Source organism: Xanthomonas euroxanthea (assembly GCF_903989455.1).
Classification (GTDB): domain Bacteria; phylum Pseudomonadota; class Gammaproteobacteria; order Xanthomonadales; family Xanthomonadaceae; genus Xanthomonas; species Xanthomonas euroxanthea.
Genome location: NZ_LR861803.1, coordinates 2,141,296 through 2,163,652, shown reverse-complemented (window position 1 = coordinate 2,163,652; position 22,357 = coordinate 2,141,296). Strand labels below are relative to the sequence as shown.

The 22,357-nt window shown below is 66.4% G+C and carries 14 protein-coding genes; 5 read left to right on the top strand and 9 right to left on the bottom strand.

Annotated features, from left to right (window positions below):
* Window positions 1-8: 8 nt before the first annotated feature.
* From H7A86_RS09300 to H7A86_RS09270, 7 genes are all read right to left on the bottom strand, one after another.
* Window positions 9-2,912: a TIM-barrel domain-containing protein gene (locus H7A86_RS09300; RefSeq protein ID WP_119132140.1), complete on the bottom strand. Its 2,904-nt coding sequence runs from the start codon at window positions 2,910-2,912 to the stop codon at window positions 9-11.
* 122 nt (window positions 2,913-3,034) lie between these two features.
* Window positions 3,035-4,705, bottom strand: coding sequence for a GH35 family beta-galactosidase GalD (galD, locus tag H7A86_RS09295; RefSeq protein WP_119132414.1), 1,671 nt, complete (start codon window positions 4,703-4,705; stop codon window positions 3,035-3,037).
* Between the two features lie 83 nt (window positions 4,706-4,788).
* Window positions 4,789-6,705, bottom strand: a complete 1,917-nt coding sequence (locus H7A86_RS09290; RefSeq protein ID WP_119132141.1) for a sialate O-acetylesterase — start codon at window positions 6,703-6,705, stop codon at window positions 4,789-4,791.
* Window positions 6,706-6,811: 106 nt separating this feature from the next.
* On the bottom strand, window positions 6,812-9,070 hold the full coding sequence (locus tag H7A86_RS09285) for a WD40/YVTN/BNR-like repeat-containing protein (protein ID WP_119132142.1): 2,259 nt from the start codon (window positions 9,068-9,070) through the stop codon (window positions 6,812-6,814).
* A gap of 109 nt (window positions 9,071-9,179) precedes the next feature.
* On the bottom strand, window positions 9,180-11,903 hold the full coding sequence (locus tag H7A86_RS09280; RefSeq protein WP_104648544.1) for a TonB-dependent receptor: 2,724 nt from the start codon (window positions 11,901-11,903) through the stop codon (window positions 9,180-9,182).
* A 340-nt stretch (window positions 11,904-12,243) separates the two neighbouring features.
* Window positions 12,244-15,174 carry a TonB-dependent receptor gene (locus H7A86_RS09275; protein WP_119132143.1) on the bottom strand — a complete coding sequence of 977 codons (2,931 nt, stop codon included), beginning with the start codon at window positions 15,172-15,174 and terminating at the stop codon, window positions 12,244-12,246.
* Window positions 15,175-15,436: 262 nt separating this feature from the next.
* Window positions 15,437-16,408: a LysR family transcriptional regulator gene (locus H7A86_RS09270; RefSeq protein WP_104582918.1), complete on the bottom strand. Its 972-nt coding sequence runs from the start codon at window positions 16,406-16,408 to the stop codon at window positions 15,437-15,439.
* Window positions 16,409-16,782: 374 nt separating this feature from the next.
* Between H7A86_RS09270 and H7A86_RS09265 the strand changes: the two genes are divergently transcribed.
* The 5 genes from H7A86_RS09265 (at window position 16,783) to fdxA (ending at window position 20,780) form a co-directional block, all read left to right on the top strand.
* Window positions 16,783-17,415 (top strand): 2-dehydro-3-deoxy-6-phosphogalactonate aldolase, encoded by a 633-nt coding sequence (locus H7A86_RS09265; protein ID WP_104582917.1) that lies wholly within the window; start codon window positions 16,783-16,785, stop codon window positions 17,413-17,415.
* A complete protein-coding gene (gene dgoD / locus H7A86_RS09260) occupies window positions 17,412-18,560 on the top strand; it encodes a galactonate dehydratase (RefSeq protein WP_039516008.1) in 1,149 nt (382 codons plus the stop codon). Before H7A86_RS09265 ends, dgoD begins: the two co-directional genes overlap by 4 nt.
* Window positions 18,554-19,465, top strand: a complete 912-nt coding sequence (locus H7A86_RS09255) for an SMP-30/gluconolactonase/LRE family protein (RefSeq protein WP_119132144.1) — start codon at window positions 18,554-18,556, stop codon at window positions 19,463-19,465. The genes dgoD and H7A86_RS09255 overlap by 7 nt, the downstream gene beginning before the upstream one ends.
* Entirely contained in the window at window positions 19,462-20,340 is an 879-nt protein-coding gene (locus H7A86_RS09250) for a 2-dehydro-3-deoxygalactonokinase (protein WP_119132145.1), read from the top strand. Before H7A86_RS09255 ends, H7A86_RS09250 begins: the two co-directional genes overlap by 4 nt.
* Before the next feature lie 116 nt (window positions 20,341-20,456).
* Complete coding sequence (fdxA, locus tag H7A86_RS09245) at window positions 20,457-20,780, top strand: ferredoxin FdxA (RefSeq protein WP_006453280.1); 324 nt, start codon at window positions 20,457-20,459, stop codon at window positions 20,778-20,780.
* A 121-nt stretch (window positions 20,781-20,901) separates the two neighbouring features.
* Here fdxA and H7A86_RS09240 read toward each other — a convergent pair whose 3' ends face one another.
* Together H7A86_RS09240 and dapA are read right to left on the bottom strand one after the other, a co-directional pair.
* Window positions 20,902-21,420 (bottom strand): hypothetical protein, encoded by a 519-nt coding sequence (locus H7A86_RS09240; protein ID WP_104582913.1) that lies wholly within the window; start codon window positions 21,418-21,420, stop codon window positions 20,902-20,904.
* 16 nt (window positions 21,421-21,436) lie between these two features.
* Window positions 21,437-22,345, bottom strand: a complete 909-nt coding sequence (gene dapA / locus H7A86_RS09235) for a 4-hydroxy-tetrahydrodipicolinate synthase (RefSeq protein ID WP_119132146.1) — start codon at window positions 22,343-22,345, stop codon at window positions 21,437-21,439.
* Window positions 22,346-22,357 lie beyond the last annotated feature (12 nt).

Here is a 22,357-nt window from a genome sequence, read left to right as displayed (position 1 = left end):
GCCTGCGATCATCGACGACGCGCTTTGCCGGACGCAATCTTGCGCTGCAACACGCTGACCGGCTTGCCGTCGTACTGGATGCTGGTATCGGTCTTGGGCTCGAGCGCACCGGCGTCGTCGCGCGGGCCATCGACGAAGCGCACGTTGATGGTGCGCTTGGCCTGCATGCCGGTCCAGCTGCCCTCGCGCTTGCCGATGCTCAGCTCGCCCTTGACCTGGTTCCAGACCAACGGGATGCGGCTGAACTCGCCCTTCTCGTAGCCGTAGCCCTTGCCGTCGTCCTCATACAGCGAGAACTGGCCATCGGCGCCGGTGTAGACCACCACGGTGAGCGGCGCATCCGGCTTCTGATCCACGTATTCCTGCACCGGGCCGGTCGGCACGATGGAGCCTGCGCGCACGAACAACGGCATGCGCTCGATCGGCGCGGCCGCCTCGATGCTCTGGCCGCCCTCGTAGCGCTTGCCGGTGGCGAAATCCAGCCAGCTGCTGCCGGCCGGCAGATAGACCTGACGCGAGGTGGCGCCGAAGCGGGTGACCGGTGCGACCAGGAACGCCGGGCCGAACAGGTACTGGTCGTTGATGTCGCGCGCCTTCGCGTCGTTGGGGAAGTCCATCATCATGCCGCGCATGATCACGCCATCGCGCTGGTAGGTATCGCCGGCCAGGCTGTAGATGTACGGCAGCAACGCGTAACGCAGGCGGTTGTAGTACGCCATGCTCTCGTAGAACGGCGTGCCTTCCGGGGCGATGTTCCAGATTTCGCGGTACGGGAACTGACCATGCGAGCGGAAGATCGGCACGAACGCACCGAACTGGAACCAGCGCGTGTTGAGCTCACGCCATTCCGGCAGATGCGCCGGGTCCTGGTTCTCGTAGCGCTTCTCCACCGCAAAACCGCCGATGTCGAAGGTCCAGTTGGGCAGGCCCGACAGCGCCATGTTGACGCCACCGGAGATCTGGTCGCGCATGTCGTCCCAGCGCGAGACGATGTCGCCGCTCCACACCGCCACCGCATTGCGCTGGGTGCCGGCATAGCCCTTGCGCGAGAGGATGAACACGCGCTTGTCGTCGGCCGCGCGGTCGCCCACGTACACGCCATGGGTGTGCGGCAGCGGATAGGAATTGAAGTACTCGGTGGACGAGCCCAGCGCATTGGGCGTGGTGCGTGCCTTGCGCTCGCCGATGTCCAGGTTGGAATGCACGTCCGGTTCGTCGGCGTCCATCCACCAGGCATCGAAGCCCTTGCTGTTGAGCTTTTCGTTGACCTGGCGCCAGTAGATCGCCTGGGCCTTTTCCGAATACGGATCGTAGAACGAGTTCTTGTAACCCTTGCCGATCCAGTCCAGCTCACCGACTTCGACATTGCGCTTGTACATGAAACCGGCCGCGTCCAGTTCCTTGTAGTTGGCGGTGGTGGGATAGAACTTGGGCCAGATCGAAATCATGATCTGCGCATGCATGTCATGCACGGCCTTGACCATGCCGTCCGGATCGGGGAAGTGCTGCGGGTCGAAATCGTGCGAGCCCCAGGCATTCTCGGGCCAGTACGACCAGTCGAGCACGATGTTGTCCAGCGACAGCTTGCGCTTGCGGTACTCGGCCACCGCGCCGACCAGCTCGTCCTGGCTCTTGTAACGCTCGCGGCTCTGCCAGAAGCCATACGCCCACTTGGGCAGCATCACCGACTTGCCGGTGAGTTCGCGATAGCCGGCCACGGCCTGGTCGTAGGAATCGGCGGAGACGAAGTAGTAGTCGATCATCTGGCCGGCTTCGGACCACAGCGACAGGTCCTTCGCTTCGGCGGCCGGCAGCGGGTCGCGATGCAGCAGCGCGATGTAGCTGGGGTCGATCAGGTCCCACTCGACCTTGACGGTGTGGCGCGTGCCCGGCTCCAGCGCCAGTTTGAACTCGTGATTCCACGGGTTCCAGTTCTGGCGCCAGCGATCGACGATCAGCTTGCCGTCCACGTACAGCTTGGCGTACTCGCTCGAATACAGCGAGAAGGTGTGCTCGCCACCGGTGAGTGCTTCGATCTGCCCCTCCCAGGTGACCTGCATGCGGCTGTTCTTGTCCTTGGTGATCGCCTTCTTCGGATACTTGGTCAAGTCGCTGAGGTACTGGTAGTTCACCTCGCTCTCGCGACGTTCGACGATCTGCTTGCCATTGACCGCATAACGCGCGGTCAGCGCACCGGCCTTGCCCTTGGCGTCGTACAACTTCAGCGTCTTGGGCAGCGGCTGCAGGCCACGCGGGTCGCCCAGGCGACTGATCGAGTTGTTGTCCCACAGCAGGCCGTAGTTGCGGCTGGACACCAGGTAGGGCACCGCCATGTCGATGTTGTTCTGCTGCAGCTCGACGTTGCGGCCCTTCTGGTTCATCCAGCCCTGCTGGTGCTGGCCGAAGCCGTACAGCGCTTCGTCGTCGGGCGACTGGAAGCGTTGACGCACGCTCAGGTACTGCTTGCCTTCCACCTTCAGCGGCGCAAAGCTGCGCCCGCCGGCCACTTCCGACAACACCGGCTTGCCATTGGCATCGGCGAAGCTGACATGGCCATCGACGGTGGACACGGTGGCGGTGACCTTGCCGGTCTTCAGCTGCACGCTGTCGCGCTGTTCGGCCAGCTGGAAGCTGCCATCGCCTTGCACCGGCACGCGCATCAGGCTGGGGCTGCGGGCGAAGTCGCCATCCGGGTCGGCACTGACGCGGATGATGCCGGCGTCGACGACCTGCAGACGTACCGGTGCGGCGCCCTTGGCGCTCGGCACCACGGTGACGCCGTCGGCGGCCTTGCGCACTTCCTGTGCGTGCGCGGCATTGGCCAGCAAGGCCAGCGACAACGCCAGGCACTGGGCAAGCGGTGTACGTCGGGTGGCAGGCGCATGGCCGGCGGAACGGTTGATGGTTTGCATGTTCACTCCCTTGGAATTACGAAACGGTGCCGCGGGGGCGGCAGCGCATGGTTCATTGGATTCAACCTGACGGACCGCGTGCTGCGCAGCGGTCGGGCTGTGCAGCACGCGGCCAAGCAGGCTTATTTGTAGGTGGCCAGCTTGATCTTCAGCAGCTGCGGCGCGCTGGAAAAGTTGACTCCGTAATCGGTCTGGTCGCCGTTCCAGTTGCGCTCGAACTTCCAGTCGCTGCCTTCGTAGACGCCTTCCTCGACACGGTCGTAGAGCATGTTGGCGGTCGCCTCGCTGGCCGGATGCAGGGTCACGCGCACGTGATAGCCGGTGACCAGGAATTCGTCCGGACCCAACTCGGCGATCAACGCCGCACCGATCGGCTCGGGGTTGCCCGGCGGCTCGCCCTTGAACCAGAACTGCGGCACGCCGTAGGTGATGGTGGCGCTCCAGCGGTCGTTGAGCTTCAGCTCCTGCACCGCCTGGCCGGGCTCTTCGGCGGTGCCGTGCAGCTTGCCTTCGGAGGCGGCCTTGGCGAACGGGCGCATGCCGCGCTTGACCAGCTCGAAACCCAGCGCGAACGGCGCCAGGGTTTCTTCGTTGACGTGCTTGGCGCCCAGCGGATAGTTGGAGTACCGCGTGTAGTCCATGCCGAACGCCGACCAGCCGATGCCGTCATGGCCCAGCGCGGGGAACAGGTAACGTGCGTATTCGGGGCGGTTGCCGGTTTCGGCGACGAACAGCGCATTGTCCGGGCGGGCGTAGCGTTCCAGCACCGTGGTGTAGGTGCGGTACTCGGGCATGTAGATATCCGGCGCCAGCAGATCGATATGCGGGCCGGCCGCCTTCCACACGTCCAGCACGTTGTCGGTGGGGCCGCCGCTGGCGTACTGGCCGGGCTGGCCGGGATTGAACGGGCCGCGCAGCGCGGCATTGACGTACATCGGCAACGGGTATTCGGCCTTGCCGGCCTCGGCCACCTGGTCGATGTAGCGACCGATCGACCAGGCATGGAAGATCTCGTCCGCATCGGCACCGAACACCTGTGCCCAGCTGCCCGGCTGCTTGTTCAGGCGCTTGAGCAGTGCGTCCGGCACCGGGCCGTCGAACAGCTTCTGCGCCATCGGCGAGAAATCACGCACGCTGCCGTAGGTGCCCGGCTCGTTCTCGGGCTGGATCATGATCACGGTGTGCTGCGGATCGACCTGCTTCAGATGTTGCATGAAGGCCACGAAGGCCTCGCGGTCGGCATCCAGGGTGGCCTGCGCATGCGGCGACAGCGACCCGATCGCCTTGCCCTCGCGCGTCACCACGCGCGGGAAGCGCTGGTTGTCGGTCTTGACCCAGTGCGGCGCGTACGCCGGGCCGTTGTTCTTCCAGGTCGCAAACCACAGCAGCACCAGCCGCACCTTGTGCTCGCGCGCTTGCGTGAGCAGCGTATCGACGAAGGAGAAATCGAACTTGCCTTCTTCCGGCTCGACCTGCTCCCAGGCGATCGGCACCTGCACGGTGTTGGGGCCCAGCACCTGCATCGCCGGCCACACCTTGTCCATCACGCCGGGATAGTTGCTGGAGTTGTTGACCTGCGCGCCCAGGATCAGGAACGGCGCCCCATCGACCATCAATGCGTGCTTGCCGTCCTTGCTGACGAACTGCGGCATCGACGTCTGCGCAGCCGGCGCCGCTGCCGTGGCAGGTGCGGTCGCTGCGGTACCGGCAGTCGGTGCGACTGCGGCCGGCTTGGCTTTGTCGTCCTGCTCGCCGGATTGGCACGCAGCCAGGGCCAGCGTCAGCGCGGACAGCAGCAGCGGACGCAGGCAGCGGCGTGCAGGGGAAGGAGTAATCACACGTGCAACGGGGGAATGCATGGACATAAGACTCCGTGTCACCAGGTATCGGTGCGGAAGGGGGAAACAGGAAGGTGTTCGCGATTGACCAGGTTGGCGTCTTCCGGGTTTTCGCTCCAGCCGTAACGCACCGCGACCGGTGCAGCCACCGCGTCGCTGCGCACGATTACCCGATCGCCGTCGATGCGCGCGGTGGCCGGATGGAAGTGTTTGTCGGCACCGGCGACGCGGAAGCCCTGCACATCGCCACCATTTCGCACCTGCAAGGCACTGCCCTGCAGGTCGAAGCGCAGCACGGCCTGGCCCTGGTCAAAGCGTGCCTGCTTGAACACCGGCGCGCTGTACACCAGCGTTTCGCCGTACGCCACATGACGTGCAGCAATCGCAAGTCGATGGCCGACATCGCGCTTGTTGGTCGGATGGATGTCGGTGGGGTTGCCGATATCGATGATCACCGCCTGCCCGGTTGCCGGCAGCGCCAGCGTCTTGGACTGCGACTCGCGCAACAGCGCCCACGGGCTCAGCTCGCCCCTGTCGCCACCGGCCTTGAAGTTGGCCAGCTGCACCCACAGGAACGGCAGCGTTTTCGCGCCGCGCTCGGCGCGCCATTGCTGGATCATCGCGGCGAACTGCGCGCGGTATTTCACCGCGCCGGCCTCACTGGCATTGGTTTCGCCCTGGTACCAGATCACGCCCTTGACCGGGAACGGCTGCAGCGGATGGATCATCTGGTTGTACAGCAGCGTGGGCAGCTGATTCTTGTTGTCGGCCAGCGACACGCGCACGGCGGCGGGACGGAACTTCCAGCCGCCCAACGCGCGCTTGGCACCGGCGCCGGTCTGCACGAAGCGCTGCGCGTCCGGGCCATGCATGCCGCCGCCACCACTGAGATCTTCCACCCGCACCGCGATGTGGTTGACGCCTGCATGCAAGGCGGAGGCAGGCACCTGGTAGACGCGCGGCAGGTTCCACTGTTTTTCGGTCGTGCCGACCTGCTGGCCATTGACGTAGGTGATGTCCGAGTCGTCGATCTGGCCCACGCCCAGTTCGATACCGGCCTTGGCCTCGGCAGCGCTCAGGGTGACCGTGGTGCGATACCAGGCGATGCCGTCCATGCCGTCATAGCCGCTGGATTCCCATTGCTGGCTGGTCGGGATGCTGTCCCAGTCGCTGTCGTCGAACGACGCTTGGCGCCACTGCGGCATGTCGCCATCGACCTTGGGCCAGCGCGCGATGCGCTTGCCGGTGGCGGCCTGCGCGGCAGCATCGCGCTGCTTGATCGCCTCGATCGCGCCCTGGTTCTTCTCGCCATTCAAGCCCAGCGAGGCCGCGTCCATCCACGCCTCGATCGCGCTGCCGCCCCAGGTGCTGTTGACGATGCCGATCGGCACGCCGGTGCTGGCGCGCAGCTCCCTGGCGAAGAAATACCCCACTGCGGTGAACTCGCCGGCGTTGTCCGGCGTGGCAGCCTTCCAGTCGCCGCCGGTCAGGCGCGCTTCCGGCTGCAGCGACCACGACTTGGGCACCTTGAAGTGCCGCAACTGCGGGTCGTTGGCCGCGGCCACCGCCTGCGGACCATCGCTGGCCTGCGCCAACGGCCACTCCATGTTGGATTGCCCGCTGGCCAGCCACACATCGCCGACCAGCACATCGCGCACCTGCAATTGGCCGCCGTCGCCCTGCACGCTCAGCACGTACGGGCCACCGGCGCTGTGCGCGGGCAGGCGAACCCTCCACTGCCCCTGCGCGTCGGTATTGGCAGTGGCCTGCTTGCCGTCGAACCGCACCGTGATGGCAGCGCCCGGGGTTGCCCAGCCCCACACCGGCATGGCCTGATCGCGCTGCAGTACCGCGCCATCGGCAAACAGCAACGGCAAGCTCGGTTGTGCCAATGCGGCGGGGCTGGCCAGGACCAGGCCCAACAGGCAGCCACGACAGATAAGGGAAGCGCTCATGCAATGATCTCCAGGGACGGCGCGACCAATCGGCGCGCAGCGATACGACGACGCACGCCGCCGTACACGGTAAGACAGCGCGATGACGCGCGCAGCGACGCAGCGCTCATCGTGGATCGCCGTAGAAGATGCCACGCCCACCGGTGGCGAAGTACACGCGCCCGGGGATGCGCGGATCGCCGGTGACGCTGTACGGCTTGCCGAACCGGTGCGCGTCGTCGTTGATGCGCAACCACTGCGCGCCTTCGTCGTCGGAGCGGAACACGCCGTCCACCCCATCCACGCGGCCGGCCAGATACAGCGCCGGCGGTGCGCCCGCGTGCAGCGCCTTGCCGATGCCCAGCGAACGCGCCTGGTCCGGTTTGGACAAGGTCTGCAAACGCCCGCCCTGCCAGCGCATCACGCCCAGCGTGGGGCTGGCCAGATACACCACCCCCGCCCGCCATGGATCCGGGCGCAGCTGCGGCCGCGCACGCTCGTCGCGCGCCGGGCTGCCGACCTGGGCACCGGTGTCGCGGAAGCTCGCTGCGCCATCGCGGCTTTCGAACAGGCGCCCGCTGGCGGTATCCACCGCGTACCAGCGCCGTGCATCAACGCGATCGGCCACTGCCACCGCGGTCTCGGGCAGCCCCTCTACACGCTGCCAGTGCTTGCCGAAATCGGCTGTGCGCCAGTTGCCGCCGGCGTCCGGCGCCCACACCACCTGCGAGGCATCGGCGGCAATGGCGATGGTGCCGGCGCCCTGCCCGGCCGGCGGCTCGCTGGCGAATGCCGTCCACTGCGCGCCGCCATCGCGCGAATACAGCGCACGAATCTCGTTGTTGCGGCGATCGCGCACGGTGCCGCTGCGCACCACCCACTGCGCGGCCTGCCCGGCGGCGTCGATGCTTTCGCCATTGGTCAGGCGCGGGCCGGCGTACTGCAGCTGCGCACGTTCCAGATCGTCGTGCCGAAAACCGTCGATATCGCCGAGTGCGCTGAGCAGATGCGCGCCGGCCATCGGGCTGAGCAGATCCAGCGGCACGGTCTCTTCCAGCCCGCGATCCTGGAACCACCACTGCAACGGCTGCTGCGCAGAGAACTGCTGCAGATTGCGCGAGGCCCAGATGCCGTAGCCGGTGACGAACAGGGCGTGGTTGCTGTCGAACGGATCGATCGCCAGCGCGCCCATCCAGTGCGGCGTGGCGTGCGCGGTCCACGGCGCATCGCCGTGATCGAACTGCGCGCGAGCCAGCAATGGCGTCCAGCTGCGCCCCCCATCGACGCTGCGGAACAGCTCATCGCGCGGGCTACGACGGCGGAACGTGCTGGCCAGCAGCACCTGCGGCTGTTGCGGATCCACCGCCACCGCGCCCCAGCCGAAGCCATCGCCGCTGGCCGGCTGCGCGATCGGGCTGATCTCGCTCCAACGCGCCAGTGCCGGGGTGTACTTCCACAGCGCGCCACCGGCCATCAGATCCGGGCCGGGCTGGTCGCCGTAGCTCAGGTACCACTGCCCATCGCTGCCACCGGCCATATGGCTGGGACGCAGGCCCCTGGGTTGCCCGGCCACTGCCGACCAGCTGCGGCCGGCGTCGTCGGAGACATACAGGCTGGTCTGCGCGGTGGACACGCCGACATAGATGCGCGGGGTCGGCCGACCGGCGCGGCCACTGGCGGCATCGAAGACGACAAAGGCAATGCCCACTGCCTGTTCGCGTCCGACATGATTGCGCGCGGTTGCACCTGCCAGGGCCTCGGCAGGAAATGCGTCCACCCGCGCCCAGTGCGCGCCGCGATCGTCGCTGCGCCACAGGCCCGCATCGCGTGAGCCCAGCAACAGCACACGGCCGTCGTGCGGGTCCACCGCCAGGCGTTCGCCATTGGACCGGCCCAGTTGATTGCCGCCGAGTTTGAACGGCAGCGCGGCACGCTCGAAACTGCGGCCGCGATCGAACGAGCGCAGCAGCGCGGCATTGCCGGCACGTTCGTGCATGTAGGTGCCCGCAGCCAGATACAGCGCCTGCGGGTCGGCAGGATCGACCGCAAACGCGTCGATCCCCATCAGATTCCAGTCGTCGGCGCCCAGCCAATCGGTCAGCGCCACCCACTGCTGCGCGCGCCCATCCCAGCGGTACGCACCACCGACATCGGTACGTGCATACGCAAGATCGCGCTCGGCGGGATGGAACAGCACACCGGTGACGAATCCGCCACCGCCAATGGCGACGCTGCGCCACTGGTAAGGCCCCTGCACCGCCGGATCGGCAGCCTGCAGCGGCAGGATCGAAAATGGCAACAGCAACAGCAGTGCCAGCCACGCACGGACCGGCCGCATCGCTGCGGTAACGCGGCGCACAGTAGGCGGATCGATTACAGCGATCATTCCTCCGGCTCCCTTGCGATCGACGGCGCGCCGTCGATAGGAAAAACACCGGTCCGACGGGCTGCCTGCACAGCTCGCCGAACCGGCGACGCACTTCCTACGGCGCGTTCTACAGGCTGGCCCGCAAGGTCAGGCCATACCGACGATCGTTGATCACGAAGTCGCGGTAGCGCGACTCGGTCCCCAGGTAGCTTTCGCGCCGGGTATCGAGCAGGTTCACGCCATCGAGCGAAATCGACCACACATCATTGATGTTGAAACGCAGCGAGGCATCCAGCTGGCCGAAGCCCTTGTTGTAGACCGGCAGATTGCCGGTGCCGTTGCCTGCGGTGGTCACCAGCCAGTCGCTGCGCCAGTTGTAGGCCACACGGCCCTGGAAGCGCGAGGTTTCGTAGCTGAGGATCGCGTTGTAGCTGTTCTTGGACAGGCCTTCCAGCGGCACGGTCAGCGCCTGGCCGTTGGTGTCGGTGGCGGTGGGGCTCGGCGCCTCGCTGTCGACATAGGTGTAGTTGGTCTGCAGGCCGAAGCCGCTCAGCCAGCCCGGCAGGAAGTCGAAGAACTGCGTATAGCCCAGTTCCGCACCGCGGATCTTGCCGGCATCGCCATTGACCGGGCGGGTGATCTGCCACACGCGGCCGTCGTAGACCTCGTTGAACACGCTGTCGGCGATGAAGCCTTCGACCTTCTTGTAGAACAGGGTGCCGTACATCATCGAACCCTGGCCGAAATACCACTCCAGCGCCGTGTCGAACTGATCGGCCTTGACCGGTTCCAGATCGGGGTTGCCCGCCCTGCCGGTGAAGGTCGAGGCGCCGTTGGAGGTGCCGGTGCTCAGGCTCAGGTTCGGGTTGAGGCGATCGAAGGTGGGACGCGAGATACCGCGCGAGGCGGCAAAACGCCACTGCAGCTGATCGCTCAGCATCCAGCGCAGGTTCAAGCTCGGCAGCACGTCGGTATAGGTCTGCTGCGCGTCCACCGGAATCAGGCCGCCGCCCTCGCCGTCGGTGCCGGTACGCACGCCGGTGGAGCCGACCTCGGTCCGCACCACGCGCACGCCGATGTTGCCGTCGAACGGAATCGAATCGCTGTCCACGCCGAAGCGCAACACGCCGTAGGCCGCGTAGGTCTTCTCGGTCTGCGCGTTGATGTTGTTGGGCGAAAACTCCAGAGGGCTGGCACCGAAGGTGGCCAGGGTCTGCCGATAGTTCGCCACCGCCGCATCGGACGCGGTCAGGGTCGGGCCGAAGGCATGGCTTTCACCGCGGAAGAAATCGGTGATCGGATTGGTCACGACACCAACGCTGGGGAACTGCGAGAACGGCGCACCCGCGCAGTTGTTGATGCACATGAAGCGATAGATATTGCCCTTGGTCTCGGCATCGCGGTCGGTGTAGCGCACACCGGCCTTGAAGCTGCGCACGAAGTCGCTGTCGAAGGCCAGATCCATGTCGGCGCGCCAGGCGAACTCGGTGCCCTTGTTGTCGTCCTTGTTGTCCAGGTGATAGCGCCAGCCGTCGTAATTGTTGACGTCGGCCAGGTAGCCTTCCGCGCCGCTGGCATCGGTCACCGACAGGCGCGGCAGATCGCCGCGGAAGTCGACGTTGAACTGCGGGCTGGTGGACTGACCGGTGGACAGGATGTAGCGCGTGCCGGTGGTGGTGGCATCGACATACTGGAAGTCGGTGCTCAGGGTCAGCTTCTCGTTGACCGTCCACTTGGCGCCCAGCGAGTAATCGGTGGTCACCGAATGCCGCTCGGTCAGGCTGGTGTTGGACTCGGTCGGCACGTTCTGGAACGAGCCGTTGACGAATTCGTTGCGGTCGTTGACTTCGATGCCGGGCAGGCCCTGCATCGGGTTGGCGCCGGTCAGGGCGAAGAACGAATAGTCGTGCCAGCTGAAGTCGTATTCCGAACGCAGCACCTGCGTGTAGACCTCCACCGCATCGTTGGGACGCCATTGCATCGCGAACGCACCGGTCTTGCGCTCACGCTCGCCGACGGTGGTGTTGATGCCGGCGCCGTGCGGCACCGACACGCCCTGGCCTTCATAGCCCGGCAGATCGGTCTGCGTGTACCACGGCTCGATCGAGATGGTGTCCTGGCGGAACGGGCTCTTCTGCTGCGAGTAGTTCACCAGCAGGCCGATCTCGCCGATGCCGGTCTGCCAGCGATCGCTGAACAGGCCCGAGAACGCCGGCTTGCCGTCGTCGGCCAGGTCGTAATAGTTGTACTGGACGCTGCCGGCGATCTTGCGGCCGTCGTAGTCGAACGGCAGGCGCGTGCGCAGGTCGACGGTGCCGCCCAGGCCACCTTCGATCATGTCGGCCGAGGGATTCTTGTAGACGTTGACGCCGCCGAGCAGTTCGGCCGACACGTCCTCGAAGCTCAGGCCACGGCCATCGTTGGCGGTGAAGATGTCACGGCCATTGAGTTCGGTACGCACCTGGGTCAGGCCGCGGATGGCGATCGAGCTGCCTTCGCCGTAGTTGCGCGTGATCTGGATGCCGGAGATGCGCTGCAGCGCCTCGGCGACGTTGTTGTCGGGCAGCTTGCCGATGTCTTCGGCAACGATCGAATCGACGATCTGCTCGGCGTTCTGCTTGACCAGCTGCGCCTTGGTGACGCTGCTGCGCGTGCCGGTGACCTGCACGGTGTCGAGCTGCTGGGTGGTGGAATCCTGAGCCGGAGCGGCAGTGGTGGTCGCATCCTGCGCGTAGGCCTGCGCGCTCAACAGCGTGGCCACACTGAGGGCCATCGCGGAGCGGCGGAAATCACGGATCGAACGCTGACCCACAGTCCGGCCTGCCGGAATGTGGCGATGTTGCACTGACATGGTGCTCCCTCCCAGGACGCATGTACTTCTAATTTTTTAGCGGGTCGGTGCGCGAACGCCCTGCCCGTCGTTGGTGCTGGCCCGCATCCGCCCACGACCGGAAGGCCGGGCGGTTGCGATGCGTGGTAATCCTGACAAGGCTTACCTAGCGGCTGCGGCCGGAGCATAGGGCGGCGCCGTCGTGCCACACCAATGAAATATTCCTGGAAAGCTATTCGTAAAAACTATAGCAACCCCGACAAACCCGCCGGGTCTGGCATTGCCGACCCGGCGGGCCGTATCGGCAAAAGCGGGCTCAACTCCGCGAGCCCGGACACAGCAGTTCCGTGACGGCTTGCGCTTACCAATTCATGCGCAGCACCAGCGAGTAGCGCCGGTCGTTGACGAAGGAAGAGCGCGTATACAGACGCCGATCCACTTCACCGCCTTCGTAGGAGGTCGGCCCCATCAGCACCTTGGTCACCGTGTTGGTCAGGTTGTTGGCCTGCACGCCCAGTTGCAGGTGCGCGTTGAAGCGGTAGAAGAACGAGCCGTCGAGCTGGCCGTAGTCGTCGGCCCAGGTGGGCAGACGGGTGGACGCATCGCTGGTAGTCAGCAGGTAGCGCGAGCGCCAGTTGTAGGCCAGGCGCAGCGACAACGGCCCCTTCTCGTAGATGCCGGCCAGGTTGTAGCTGCGCCGCGACAGGCCTTCCAGCGGCAGCTCGACCCCGGTGACGGTGGTGTTGGTGTACGGGTCGGTGGCGGTGTTGGCGCCGCCCTGGCTGTCGACGAAGGTGAAGTTGGCATTGACGCCGAACCCGCTCAGCCAGCCCGGCAGCTGATCGAAGAACTGGGTATAGCCCAGCTCCGCGCCGCGGATGGTGCCCTCGTCCATGTTGTACGGGCGTGTCACCAGCCAGGGACGGTTGTCGTAGATCTCGCTGCGGGTCTGGGTGGAGAAGTAGTCCTTGACCTTCTTGTAGAACAGCGTGGCGTACAGCATGTCGCTGGTGTCGAAGTACCACTCCAGCGCAGTGTCGAACTGGTTGGCCACCATCGGCTTGAGGTTCGGGTTGCCGGCGGTGCCGACAAAATCGGTCGCCTGGCCGGCGTCGTTGGTTTCCACGTTGAGCAATACATACGGCTGCAACTGGGTGTAGTCCGGGCGCGCCATCGCCTTGGAGGCGGCAAAGCGCCACTGCAGGCTGTCGGTGAAGCGCAGGCGCAGGTTCAGGCTGGGCAGTACGTTGGTGTAGCTGCCCTGCGAGTTGTTCTCGAAGTACTGCCCGGTATAGCGCGCCTGCAGTTCCGGCGAGACATTGAGCCCGGCCAGGTTCTGGAACTGGCCGAAGCCTTCGGCCTGGGTCTTGGTCTGCACCACGCGGATGCCGATGTTGCCGTCCACCGGCACGCCCCAGGCCTCGTCGTTGCCGAAGTACAGCGCCGCGTAGGCGGCCTGGGTGCGTTCGTGCTGCCGGTTGGTGTCCTGCGGCTGATAGGTGTCCGGCGCCCAGCCGTAGCCGCGCAACGCCACGATCTGCTGGATCATCTGCGAGGCCGAGGCGTAGTTGTTGACCAGGCCGCTGTTGGGCACCACCAGCGTGGTCGGCACGTTCACGCCGCCACGGAAGAAGTCGGAGAAGGTGAACAACGACGACTGGTCGGTCATGAACTCGGACATGTTGGCCAGGCCGTTGCTGGTGCCCGGAATGGCGGCCCAGTTGTCGGAGATCACGCCCCAGTTGTAACCGGAATTCTTGTTGATCTGGTTGCGGTCGGTGGCGCGCATGCCGAAGCGCGCAAAGCGCAGCCAGCTGCTGTCATCGAAGGTGTATTCCAGATCCACGCGCGTGGACAGCTGACGCCCGCGGTTCTTGCCCAGGTGGTCCATCGCCGCCGCCCAGAAGTAGTTGGACGGGTCCTGGGGGAAGGCCGGGTTGGCGATCTGCACGCTGGGATACCTGCCCGACACGTCATACGACAGGCCCGGCAGATAGGTCGCACTGAACACGGTGAAATCCAGCTGTTCGTTCTCCGACTCCACCAGCTGCATATCGCCCTTGATCTGCAGGTTGTCGTTGAAGAAGTGGCTGAAACCCACCGACATGTCGGTGGTGGTGGTGCGCTGTTCGGAATAGCGGTTGTCGGTGTTGAAGCGCACGCCGTCGCCGGTGAGCACCCCGCGCCACGAGCTGGACACCGGCGAGCCGCGCAGGAAGCCGCCGCGATCGTCGTAGTCGAAGGTCGTGCCTGGCGCCGGCGTGATGCTGTTGTTGCTGTCGTTGAAGAACGCGGCGCGCTCCTGCCAGTTCATTTCGTAGCGCGAGCGCAGGAACTGCGCGTAGATCTCGGTGGCATCGCTGGGCTTCCACTGGAACGCCGCCGCGATGCCGTCGCGCTTGCGCTCGAAATCCAGCTGACGCCAGTTCACCCCGCCTGGCACGAACACCTCGCTGCGTCCGCTGCCGGCCAGCACGGCCTCGTCGGTGCGCCGCACGTACGGCTCCACCTGGATGCCGTCCGAGCGCGTGGCCAGCTCCGAGTGCGCGACGTCGATCATGAAGCCCATTTCGCCGATGCCGGTGTTCCAGCGGTCGCTGAACAGGAACGAGGCCGACGGCTTGTACTTCTTGCTCATGTCGCCGTAGTTGTAATCGACATTGCCACCGACGATCCGGCCGGGGTTGTCGAACGGCATGCGCGTGCGCAGATTGACCGTGCCGCCCAGGCCGCCTTCGATGATTTCCGCCGAGGGGTTCTTGTACACGTCCACCCCGGCCATCAACTCGGCCGGCACGTCTTCGAAGCTCAGCCCGCGGCCGCTGGCGGCGCTGAAGATGTCGCGGCCATTGAGTTCGCCGCGCACCTGGGTCAGGCCACGGATCATCACGCCACTGCCTTCGGCGGAGAAATGGTCCGGGTCACTGCGCGCGGCAAAGTGATCGATGGTCACGCCGCTGACGCGCTGCAGGGTCTCGGTGACGCTGCGGTCGGGCAAGGCGCCGATGTCCTCGGCACTGACCGAATCCACGATCTGGCTGGCATCGCGCTTGATCACCTGCGACTTGATCAGGCTGGCGCGCACACCGCGCACTTCCACCGCATCCAGATCCACCGCGTTGCCGGCAGTATTGCCGACGGGGGCAGTCGGGGGCGACTGCGTCTGTTGGGCGTACACCGGTGCGGCGAGCAACAGCCCGATGCTGACGGCCATGGCGGAATGACGCAAACGCGGGGTACGACGTGCGTGCACGCCCGTCCCTGCCGAGGCATGGCTTGAAAACTTGTACATCTGAATCCCTCCCAGGACGCAAGACGACGGAAGACTGGTTAGCGCGGCACCGTCAACGGGCCACGTGATCGTGCAGGACACGGACGTTGCCGCCCGGCTCCACCTCCCACTGCATGGCGGCTTGGCCGCCGATCACCTGCCCGACTTCACGTGCGCTTCAGCGTGCGATCTGGCTCACAGATATAGGCGCGTGGTCTAGCGCCAGCCAATGAAAAATTCACAGCCTGGTATGCCCTTCTGGAATACGAATGGAAGAGCCCGCTTATCCAGTGGATTCCGGCCCGCGCAAGGCCGGATACAAGCGCCGTGCAGTGGTGCGCAGCGCCTGCAGGATGCGCTCGGCCCCCGGCGGCAGGATGTAATCGCGCCGGCGGATGATGCCGAACGACTCCATGCGCACACCCAGTTCGATCGGCAGCACGGTCAGCAGCTTGGCCTGGATCAGCGGCGCCACCGATTCCACCGGCAAGGCGGTCAGCATGTCGGTGCCGCGCAGCAGCGTGGAGGTCACCGGCAGCGACGAGGTCTCGATCGCATTGGTCGGCGTCTGCACGCCGTGCTCCATGAACATCGAGTCCAGCCGCGCGCGCAGCACGCTGTCGGCTGGCGGCAGGATCCAGCCATGGCGTACCAGGTCCGCATGCTGCAGGCCGACCCGGCTGGCCAGCGGATGGCCGGCCCGCGCGATCACCGAATGCGGCTCGTCGGCCAGCGGCTCGAATTCCAGCTCGCCCACGCCCTCGGGCCCCAGGATGCGGCCGATCACGATGTCCAGCTGGCCGTCCAGCAACTTGGCCACCAGCGGACGGCTGTAGTCCATTTCCACCCGCACCAGGATGTCGGGGAACTCGCGCTTGACCTCGGCGATCGCCTGCGGCACCAGGTTGGTGCCTGGATTGACCACTGTGCCGATCGAGGCCTGGCCCATGCGCCCGGCCCGCAACGCGGCGATTTCCTCCTGCGCCCGGCCAATCTCCGACATCGCCGCACGCGCACGCCGGATCAGTACATGGCCGTACCAGGTAGGCTCCACCCCGCGGGCATGTCGCTCGAACAGTTTCACCCCCAGCATGTCTTCCATTTCCGCCAGCAGCTTGGAGGCGGCCGGTTGCGTCATGCTGGCGGCCTCGGCCGCACGCAGCACCGAGCGTTGTTCGTGCAGATGCAGCAGCAGCAGCAGCTGGCGCGTCTTGAGGCGGGCAGCGTTGAACCAGGGAGTGCTGGAATTTGCCATGGGGTATCGCCACGCAGGTGTATTCGTAGGAGGAATAGAATATGCCGAAAATTTCATTTGCAGCACATATCTCCGCGCGCGAGGCTATCGAACGCCGCAGCAGGAGCCCCTACCTCCCGGGCGCGGCCAGAACAGACGTGACCCCATCTTCCACGAGATGGCAACACGCACGCCATGATTGCGGAGGTGGACGACGATGACGGCAACTTGCCGGCCAATTGCAGGCCGTTGGAGTGCGCACGCAGGTGCCGCAGCCACCGCGTCGTCGCTGCCTGCCATCCTCCGCGCAGCGCCGTGCAGCGCTGCACCCTCCCCCGACGTTGGCGGCCCTTCGGTCGCCGACGGCCGTTTTCCGCTCTATCGCGAGTAACACGATGACCTCAGACACCACCGCCAGCCTGTTCGCCCTGCCACTGATCGCCATCCTGCGTGGCATCACGCCGGAAGAAACGCTCGACCATGTCGGTGCACTGATCGACGCCGGTTTCGACGCGATCGAGATCCCGCTCAATTCGCCGCGCTGGGCCGAGAGCATCGCGCTCGCGCAGCAGACCTACGGCGAGCGCGCCTGGATCGGCGCCGGCACCGTGCTGCGCAACGACGATGTCGACACCCTGGCCGAGATTGGTGCGCGCTTCATCGTCACCCCGAACACGCGCCCGTCGCTGATCCGCCATGCGGTGTCGCGCGGGCTCACCGTGGTGGCCGGTTTCGCCACCGCCAGCGAGGCGTTCGACGCCATCGATGCCGGCGCAACGATCCTGAAGCTGTTCCCGGCGGCGACCTATGGCGCGGCGCACGTGCGCGCGCTGCGCTCGGTGCTGCCCACCCACATTCCGGTCTACGTGGTCGGCGGCGTCAGCCCGCAGACCCTGGCCGGCTTCCTTGCCCAGGGCGCCGCCGGCGCCGGCATCGGTGGCGAACTGTACAAACCCGCGCAATCGCTCGAAACGACCCAGACGCATGCACGCGCCTTCGTGCAGGCCTACCAGGAACTGCAAGGATGAAGATCACCCGCCTCACCACCTACCACGCCGCACCGCGCTGGCTGTTCCTCAAGGTCGAGACCGACGAGGGCATCACCGGCTGGGGAGAGCCGGTCATCGAAGGCCGCGCGCGCTCGGTGGAAGCTGCCGTGCACGAACTGGCCGGCTATGTGATCGGCAAGGATCCGGCGCGCATCAACGACCTGTGGCAGACCATGTACCGCGCCGGTTTCTACCGCGGCGGCGCCATCCTGATGAGCGCCATCGCCGGCATCGACCAGGCCTTGTGGGACATCAAGGGCAAGGCGTTGGGCGTGCCGGTGTACGAGTTGCTGGGCGGGCTGGTGCGCGATCGCATGAAGACCTATCGTTGGGTCGGCGGCGACCGCCCGGGCGCAATCATCCAGCAGATCACCGACTACCGCGCGCTGGGCTTTGACACCTTCAAGTTCAACGGCACCGAGGAAATGAAGCTGATCGACAGCGCCCGCGCCGTCGATGCGGCGGTGGTCAAGGTCGCCGAAATCCGCGAAGCCTTCGGCAACAGCATCGACTTCGGCATCGACTTCCACGGCCGCGTCGGCGCGCCGATGGCCAAGGCGCTGCTGCGCGAGCTGGAGCCGTTCAAGCCGCTGTTCGTCGAAGAACCGGTGCTGGCCGAGCAGGCCGAGTACTACCCGCGCCTGGCCGCGAGCACCTCGATTCCGCTGGCGGCCGGCGAGCGCATGTTCTCGCGCTTCGAATTCAAGAACGTGCTGTGCGCCGGCGGTATCGGGATGGTGCAGCCGGACCTGTCGCATGCCGGCGGCATCACCGAGTGCGTCAAGATCGCCGCGATGGCCGAAGCCTACGATGTCGGCTTCGCCCCGCACTGCCCGCTCGGGCCGATCGCGCTGGCCGCCTGCCTGCACGTGGACTTCGTGTCGCACAACGCGGTGCTGCAGGAACAGAGCATCGGCATCCACTACAACGAAGGTGCCGACCTGCTCGACTACGTCATCAATAAAGACGATTTTCAGTGTGTCGATGGCAGTATCGCCGCCCTGCCCAAGCCCGGGCTCGGTGTGGAGATCGACGAAGACATGCTCAAGCGCGCAAACGAAAATCCGCCGGACTGGCGCAACCCGGTCTGGCGTCACAGCGATGGCAGCATCGCCGAATGGTGAGCACGCCCGAACACACCGCCGTGCTGGCGGTCGACAGCCGCTGCACGCATGGCGAAGGCGTGCTGTGGTGCGAGCAGCGTGAAGCGCTGTACTGGGTGGACATCAGCGAAAAGCGCCTGTGGCGGCATCATCCGCACAGCGGCCACACCCGGTACTGGACGTTGCCGGACCGCCCCGGCTGCCTGGGATTGATGGACGACGGCCGCGTGCTGATCGCGCTGGCCAAGTCGATCTGCATCGCCGACCCGGACAATGCCGACGGCGACAGCCTGCCGCTCCAGCACCTGGCCGATATCGAAGCCGACAACCCGCATACGCGCAGCAACGATGGCCGCGCCGACCGCAACGGCAACCTCGTGTTCGGCACCATGGACGAGCACGACCACAAGGCCGCACGCGGCGCGATGTACCAGTTCTCGCTGCGCCACGGCCTGCGTGCATTGCCGCTGCCGGGCGTGTCGATCCCCAACTCGATCTGCTTCAGCCCCGACGGCCGCACGCTGTACTACTGCGACTCGCTGCGCCCGCAGATCCTGTGCTGCGATTACGATGCCGACACCGCCCAGACCAGCAACGTGCGCGTGTTCACCACGCTGGACCGCGCCGATGCCGAGCCGGACGGCTCCATCATCGACAGCCAGGGCCATCTGTGGAATGCGCAGTGGCGCGCCTGGCGCGTGGTGCGTTACCGCCCCGACGGCAGCATCGAGCGCATCGTGCAAGTGCCGGTCAAGCACCCCACCTGCAGCGCCTTCGGCGGCGCCGCGCTGGACCGCCTGCACGTGATCAGCTCGCGCCTGGACCACAGCGCCGAGGAACTGGCCCGCACCCCGGAAGCCGGCGGCCTGTACGTCTGCGACGTGCCGATCAACGGCCTGCCCGAGAGTCGGGTGGCCAGCGCATGATCGCCATCGACTGGGGCACCAGCAGCCTGCGCGGCTATCTGCTCGCTGCCGACGGCCAGGTGCTGGAGCAGCGCCGCGGCAGCGACGGCATCCTGGCCTGCCAGGGCCGCTTCGGCGAGGTGCTGAGCACGCTGATCGAGGGCTGGGACGGCCCGCTGCTGCTGTCGGGCATGATCGGCAGCCGCAATGGCTGGGTCGAACAGGCCTATCTGCCCTGCCCGGCCGATACCGCCGCGCTGGCGCAGGCGATGCGCAGCTACGACGACCTGCTGCCCGGACGCACGCTGTGGTTCGTGCCCGGCGTGAGCACCGGCCAGCAGCACGGCGTGCCCGATGTCATGCGGGGCGAGGAAACCCAGCTAGTCGGCCTGCTCGCCGCGCTCGGCGACGGCAAGCACGTCGCCTGCCTGCCCGGAACCCACAGCAAATGGGCACGGCTCGACCACGGCCAGCTGACCGGTTTTGCCACCGTCATGACCGGCGAGCTGTATGCGGTGCTGCGCCAGCACAGCATCCTGGGCAAGCTGATGCAGGACGATCCTGCGGACCTGGACACCGACGCATTCGCGCAAGGCGTCGATCGCAGCGCCGAGCCCGGCGGGCTCAGCCACCACCTGTTCGGCGCGCGTACCCTGGGCCTGTTCGACCGCCTCACCGCCGCCGCACTGCCGTCCTATCTGTCGGGCCTGCTGATCGGCCACGAACTGCGCGAGCACCGCGGCGATCACGCCACCGTGCACCTGGTCGGCAGCCCCGGCCTGGCACAACGCTATGCGCTGGCGCTGGCGCATCTGGGCGTGCAGACACAGCGGCATCCGGAAGATCTGGCCGCCACGGGATTGTTCGCGCTGGCCAGGCAGCGCGGGTTGGCCTGAGCGCAGACGCCCAGCACGCAACCGGCCGGCCACGGCCGGGGCGGACAAATCCCCGCCAACCCCACACCGGCCACCGGACTGCTTTAGAATTGACAGGCTAAACGCCGGATTCCGCCATGCCTTTTGTTGTCACCGAAAACTGCATCAAGTGCAAATACACCGACTGTGTCGAGGTCTGTCCGGTGGATTGCTTCCATGTCGGCCCGAACTTCCTGGTCATCGACCCGGATGAGTGCATCGACTGCACGCTGTGCGAGCCGGAATGCCCGGCCAACGCGATCTACCCGGAAGACGACGTCCCGGCAGGCCAGGAAGGCTTCGTCGCGCTCAACGCCGAGCTGGCCAAGGCCTGGCCGGTGCTGACCGTGCGCCAGGAGCCGCTGCCCGATGCCGCCGAATGGGACGGCAAGCCGAACAAGTTGCCGCTGCTGCAGCGCTGACATAGCGCCTGGCCGCCTCCAGCCGCAGCAACGCCACGGCAGCGCAGCGACGACACCGCATCAAAAACGCAAAACGGGCGCCGAAGCGCCCGTTCTGCTGTCTGCGATGGCTGCAGCGGCCTCAGCCGCCCAGCTTGCCCTTCAACGCGGTGATCACCGCCACCGGCGCTGCCGCGGTGGCCGGCATGCCGCGCGGATCCACTGCCGACACGTAGCTGCCGGCGTCGACCTTCACCACGCGCACCAGGAAGCTGGACCCTTCGTAGCTCACGTCGTAGGAGCCAAGCATCTGCGCCTTGCTGGCGATGGTCAGGCCGGGAATGTCGGCCAGTGCCGCACCCACCTTGGCGAACACCTCGTCGCGCTCGCCCGGCACGGTGAAGCCGCTGTTGGCGCTGGCAGACGGCGGCGCCGAGGTGTTCTGCTGCGCGGTCGATGCCAGCGTCGGCACCTTCATCGCGCCGGAGGTATCGGGCAGGTTCAGATCCGGCGGCACTTCCAGCGGACGGGCTTCCGGGGCCAGCGCGTAGTCACCGCGTGCGCCCTTGTGGAACCAGCTGCAACCGCTCGTGGCGGCGACGGTGGCGGTCGCCAGCAACGCGAGCGAGAGCACGCGGACGGGGGAAACGGAATGACGCATCGATAGATCTCCTGGGTCAGGCCGCGAGCATTTCGCGGCTGGAAAGCGCTTCCAACGCAATAGCGTCGGCGGCAAGGCGGTCAGCGGCAGGCTGGTGCGCCGCAGAAAGGGGCAGTAACGGCAAACGCAGGCCGTGCCCGATCCCGGCGCGCTGCAGCAGCGCCTTGACCGGGATGGGATTGGATTCGATGCCGCAGAAACTGTGGTACTCGCTCAGGCGTGCGTCCCACGTGGTGGCCGCCTCGCGCTGGCCGTCGCGGGCCAGGTCGCACAGGCGCCGATAGGCCAACGGCAAGGCGTTGGACGCCACCGAAACCAACCCGTCGGCACCGGACAGCATCGCCTGTGCGGCGCTGCCGTCATCACCGCTGAGCACCACGAAGGACTCGCTGCGCAGCGCCACCAGCGCGGCAAAGCGCTCCGGCTCGCTGCGCGCTTCCTTGATGCCGACGATGTTCGGATGCCCGACCAGCGCGGCAACCGTCTCCGGCAACAGGTCGCATCCGGTGCGGCCGGGCACGTTGTACAGCACCACCGGCAAGCCGCCGTTGTCGGCAACCGCCAGGAAATGCGCCTGCAGGCCGGCCTGGGTCGGACGCACGTACGGCGGCGTCACCACCAGCGCGTACTGCGCACCCAGCACAGCGGCGCGGCGCGTCTGCGCGATGGTCTTGGCGGTGCCCGACAGGCCGGTGCCGGCCAGCACCGGCACGCGGCCGGCCACCTGCGCAACGGCGGCACGCAACAAGGTGTCGTACTCCTCGTCGCTCAATGCGGCGGCCTCGCCGGTGGAACCGGCGACGACGATTCCCTGCACGCCGCCGTGCAGTTGCTGTTCCAGCAACCGCCGCCAGGCATCCAGGTCGAGTGCGCCGTCCGGACCGAAAGGGGTCGCCAGCGCGGTGATGATGCCGGAAAGGGACAAGATTCTGCTGCT